4 protein-coding genes and 1 pseudogene are annotated in these 5340 nt (G+C 59.9%); all 5 read right to left on the minus strand.

All coding sequences use genetic code 11. The features are described 5' to 3' along the window. Nucleotides 1-368: pseudogene (locus tag EN893_RS39285) on the minus strand (AMP-binding protein); the annotation flags it as partial. Then, nucleotides 365-1507, minus strand: a complete 1143-nt coding sequence (locus EN893_RS17245) for an AMP-binding protein (RefSeq protein WP_245490851.1) — start codon at nucleotides 1505-1507, stop codon at nucleotides 365-367. The gene EN893_RS17245 and the pseudogene EN893_RS39285, both read right to left, overlap by 4 nt. Nucleotides 1508-2830: 1323 nt before the next feature. After that, nucleotides 2831-3424, minus strand: coding sequence for a DJ-1/PfpI family protein (locus tag EN893_RS17260; protein ID WP_013533129.1), 594 nt, complete (start codon nucleotides 3422-3424; stop codon nucleotides 2831-2833). A gap of 72 nt (nucleotides 3425-3496) precedes the next feature. After that, a complete protein-coding gene (locus EN893_RS17265; protein ID WP_127267871.1) occupies nucleotides 3497-4447 on the minus strand; it encodes a substrate-binding domain-containing protein in 951 nt (316 codons plus the stop codon). A 54-nt stretch (nucleotides 4448-4501) separates the two neighbouring features. Then, on the minus strand, nucleotides 4502-5340 hold an 839-nt coding region (locus tag EN893_RS17270), incomplete at its 5' end, for an ABC transporter permease (protein ID WP_164900931.1).

Below are 5340 nucleotides of genomic sequence, written 5' to 3' on the forward strand. Positions count from 1 at the left end.
GGGAAAGGCGCGGGCGGCAATTTTGCCCTGGCAAGTTGGCGAAGCTCGTCGAAAAAACTGGCTCCCGCCCCGCCGTGCGGGACGGCGAACGCAACCAGTTCATTCGCCGGGGTGACGATAACCACGGCATCCTTCACCGACGGCGCGCCACGCAGAACCCGTTCGAGTTCGGCCGGCTCAACGCGCCGCCCATTGACCTTTATCTGGCGCCCTTTGCGACCGATGATCCGCAACAGGCCATCACTCCCAATTTGCACAAGATCGCCCGTCGCAAAGATACGAAGCGTCTGGTCGTCGGGATCTATTTCAAACGGAACGACTGCCCCATTTTCCCAATATCCGAGTGCGACATACGGGCTTCTGATCAACAGTTCTCCGATCTTGCCGGGCTGACCGGGTAACCCTCTTCATCGACCACTGCGAAGCTGATACCCGGAAGCAGCCAACCGACGGGAGCTGAGGAATCGAATTCCGGCCAATCGTGCGGCAAGAACCACTGCGATCCAGTCGTTTCCGTCGATGAATAGCCGATCTGCACCAGGCAAGTTGGCGGGACAGCCTTGCGCACCAGGCGGATGTCGGTCGAGGACACCTTCTCGCCTCCAATTCGGGCAACCCTGAGTGAACCAAAGGCGTCCGCGGGCTCATCCGCCAGGAGAGCGCGAAGCAATGCCGGCACCAGATAGGTGATCGTCACGCCTTCCGATTGCATGCGGCCGCGAACCGCGCGTAGGCCGACGGCTTCGACCTCCACAAGCTGCAACGTAGCACCCGTAAGAAGAGCGGCAAGTATTTCCCGACAACCGGCGATGGTTGCCGGGCCGGTCATGGGCAAGAAAACATCCTGCGCATTGATGTGGCACGCGTCGACATATTGCTGCACCCGGCACAGCAAGCTCCGCTGGCTGTTGACAATTCCCTTGGGGCGGCCCGTGCTGCCGGAGGTATAAAGCACGATTGCCGGTGCATCGACAGAAACGGTACGGTGTCCAGCTGGACGAAGCGTTGCCTGCAACGATTGCGCTATCTCGATCCGGGCAACGTGCTGGGGCAGATCAAGGCCGTGGAGGCCTTTGTCGCCAATTATGGCGGAGAGCCTCGCGTCGGCGACGATTTCGTTGATGCGCGAGTCCGGATCTCGCACGTTAAGCGGCACCGACGGTCGACCGGATGCCATGCTGGCCAGCATCGCAACGGTGTACCAGACCGAGTTGGCCTGAAGTATTCCAACCGCATTTCCGTCGGGGACGACGGCTTCAATCCGGCTGGCCAAGGCCTCGACCGCCCGAAAAAGCTCGGAATAGGTCAGTCGGTTGGTGCCGTCGCTGGCGGCTAATTTTTCGGAATAACGCCCGGCGATTTCCCTCAGGTGATCAAAGACCGGAATATCGACGAAGCCAGTTCCCATCCGTTGATGCAGACGTAGAACGGGCCCGCCCTCGTCAAGAGCATGATCGGGAACTTTTGACCATCGACAAGAGACCACCGCTTGGTAGTCAGTCTGCACCGTTTGAATCGCCCTCGAAGATTCTAAATGCGCCAGAGACATAAGGGCCCCACGCTAGGATTGTTGCCGCTTATCGCCCCGCGGCATGATCTTTTCATCAATCATTCGGATGATGCGCGAGGCGGTCTTGATCGCTTAAATCGTTCGAAGTTGAGCATGCCAGCCTGCGCTCGCTCGGCTGTGCTACCTTACCGAAGTGTCGGGCTGTGCGCTGCGGTCCGCTTCGCCAGTGCCTGAAACGAAGCAGTATGCGAATACTTCCCCTCCAAGCTCATCCGTGACACGAACCCAGTTGTTTTCCCATGTCCTCAGGGTAACCTGGCGTCCTGTTGATATAGTCGCCGCCGTGAACGGGCTGGACGCATTGACATTACTCGCCGCAACCACGTCGTCCCCTTCCATTTGCTCTACCAGGTATGTTTGCATCACTGCTCCTGACTGCAGGGCATGGCCGGTTCAATTGCGTGTAGCTGGAGGCATGACCTTCCAACCGCAGGGAACGGATTTCGTTCCATGCAATAGGCAACCCTGCCGCCGGCAGTCAGCGTTCAGTCGCCCCGCCGCCCTGGCAGGACCATGGCCTAGCCGCTGAATGACTTGGTCAGGACTGAGCTATACTTTGGCGGAGGTGGACCCTCGCGCTGCGCCGCATACTTCTGGAACAGTGCAATCTTGTCGGGATAAGTAATCCGGATTTCGCTGTGACACCCCTCGCAGCGATATTTGGATGCAACCTGAAACCAGCGCCCGGGTTTCAGCAAAGCCAATCCGCAACGCGGGCATTTGAACGTCATTTCAAGAGGGCATAGATTCTGACACAGCGGCATTTTCGCAACTTCCATAAGAGATATCTAATGTTAGGCAACGGCAGCCGGCCGGAATCGTTCCTAGACGCCGTTCTTTTCGTCAGGCCGATGACCAACCCGGACGCCGGGAGACCATTTGCCCGCGATGCCAGCTTGACTGACGCAGGCCTGAACTCAGGCGCATCCCGCTTTCATGGTGACGTCGCGCCTGAGCGCCGATCGAACGGTCGTCAGAAGGTTTTGTGGGAACTTGTCACCGGACCTCGGCACCGAGCGTGATCGCTTGGGGCGACGACGGGCCGCACGGTCGACGACACGACCTCTAATCCGGACGCCGAAACAGCGCCGCGCGCCAGCACAAGAAGGACGAAAGCAGCGCAACCAGGCGGCACTCCTTGAGCATCTCGCCTATACCGGTGCGCTCGACAGCCGCGATCCCGACCGAATTGATATGGATATGGAGGCGCTATTGAAGAGAACCGACGCATCCCTTGGGGAATGCGTCGGTTCCAGAAGCTTACGCGTGGCGGATTTCCGTTCCCAGCACCTTCAAACATTCGCGGATGAACGCAGCAAGCGCCGTCCAGCCTTTGGCAGAAACCATTGTCCCGTCCACATAGGCCTCGGTCGGCGACAGGTCGATATAGGTGCCACCCGCCAGTGTCACTTCAGGCTCGCAGGCGCCGAGTGCTGCGACCTTCTTGCCACGCACCACGCCGTCGACAGCGATCAGGATCTGCACACCGTGGCAGATGGTGAAGATCGGCTTCTTGGCCTCGTGGAAATGGCGCACGATCGCCTGCACGCGCTTGTCGGTGCGGATGTATTCCGGGCCGCGGCCGCCCGCGCAGTAGACGGCATGATATTGATCGAGCTGCCTCTCAGCTTCCGAGAAAGTCTTGTTGATCAGCGCATAGTGGCCGAGCTTTTCGGTGTAGGTCTGGTCGCCCTCGAAGTCGTGCAGCGAGGTCTTGATCAGATCTCCGGCGTTCTTGTCCGGGCATACCACGTGGATGGTGTGGCCGACGGCTTCCATGGCTTGCTGATAGACAAAGATTTCGTATTCTTCGGTGAACTCACCGGTCAGCATCAGTATCTTTTTGCCTGGCATGGCTCTTCCTCTCAGTGTTTGAGCTAGGCAAGGCGCAGACCGCGCCCTGCCTTTCGGTGAAATCGGATAGGGTTAGAATGGCGAGTCAGGGAAATAGTATTCCTTGGCGTTGGCTTGGGTGATCAACGGCGCGTCGAGCTTGACGGTGCCACGGACGGGTGCCTGGCCGATCAGGTTGGCGACGGTCATGTAGATCGCGGTCTTGATCATCGACGGCGGATATGGCGTCTCGACCGGCGTCATGGCGTCGCCGTCGATCACCTTCTTGACGATGTCCTTCATGCCGTTGCCACCGAGCGCCAGCTTGATATCGGTCCGGCCCGATTGCTTGACCGCCTCGAGCACGCCAAGCAGCATGTCGTCGTCATTGGCCCAGACCGCATCGATATGCGGGTACTTGGCCAAATAGTCCTGCATCAGCTTGAAGGCCTCGTCGCTGTTCCAATGCGCGTACTGGATGTCGAGGACTTTCAGGTTCGTACCCTTGATCGTGTCCTGGAAGCCCTTGATGCGCTCGTCGTCGATGACGGTCGGAATGCCGCGCAGCACAACGACGTCGCCCTTGCCGCCGAGCTTGTCGATCATGAACTTGGCTGTGTTGGTGCCAACCGCGATATTGTCGCCGGCGAGGTAAAGATCCTGGACGGAGGCGTCAGTCAGACCGCGATCGACGACGGTGATGAACGTGCCCATGTCCTTGATAGCCTTGACCGGCTGAGTCAGCTCTTCCGAGCTGTAAGGCAGGATCACCAAAGCGTCCAGCTTGCGGCTGGCCGACAGGTCCTCAAGCGCGCTGACCTGCTCCGCCGCGGACGGCGACGTCTTCACGACCACTTCGACGTTCGGGAACGCGGCATTGATTTCCTTGGCCGCCGCTTGTGCGTGATAGACGATGCCCGCCGTCCAACCGTGGTCGGCTGCCGGTATCGACACCGCGATGACCTTCGTGTCTTGCGCCATGGCCTGGCCGGCCAGCAGCAGCGCGCCAAGTGTCGCCGCCGCAATCCATTTTCTACTGAACATTGTCTTCTCCCTTGGACCTACAAGAACGTTGATCCGCGTGGTCCGGACGCGGCGCTATTTCGAATTCGAAAACCGCTGGATGAGCATGGCGATGATGATGATGACGCCCTGAACAGCGGCGACGAGGTATTCGGAGACGAAGTCCGACAGCACCATGAGGTTGGCGATGAGCTCCAGGATGACGGCGCCGGCGACTGTTCCCCACACATGGCCCTTGCCGCCGCGCAGCGCGGTGCCGCCGATTACCACTGCGGTGATGACCTGCAGTTCCCAAAGCTGTCCGGTCGTCGGCGTTGCGGCGCCCAGGCGCGGCACGTAGCAGATCGCGGCAATGGCCACGCAGACACCCTGGACGATATAGGCGACGGTCCGTGTCCTGATCACCGAGATGCCGGAATAACGGGCGACATCCTCATTGGCGCCGACCGCCGCGCATTTGCGGCCGTATTTCATCTTGTACAGGATGAAGGATGCGACCGCGGCGACGGCGATGGATATGAGGATTGGAACCGGGATGCCGGCAACCGTGCCGAAATAGACAGGCCGGTAGGCCTCGCGCAGCGATCGGTCGATTGGTATCGTGCCGCCGTCGGTCAGATAGGTTATCAGCGCCCGGAAAATCCCCATCGTGCCCAGCGTTGCGATAAACGGTTCGACCCTGCCGACCGTGACGATGAGGCCGTTGGCAAGCCCGCACAGCAGGCCGACCAGGATCGCCACCGCCATGCCGGCGGGAATAGCCCAGATACCGGCATGCGGCGCCACCGTGTTCATGAACATGATGGTGATGCCGGTGATGAAGGCGGCCATCGAGCCGACGGAAAGATCGAGCCCGCCGGACGAGATCACAAATGTCGCGCCGACCGCGATAATGGCGATGAAGGCGCTGCGAG

Source organism: Mesorhizobium sp. M7A.F.Ca.CA.004.04.2.1 (assembly GCF_004022825.1).
In the GTDB taxonomy this organism is placed as follows: Bacteria; Pseudomonadota; Alphaproteobacteria; order Rhizobiales; family Rhizobiaceae; genus Mesorhizobium.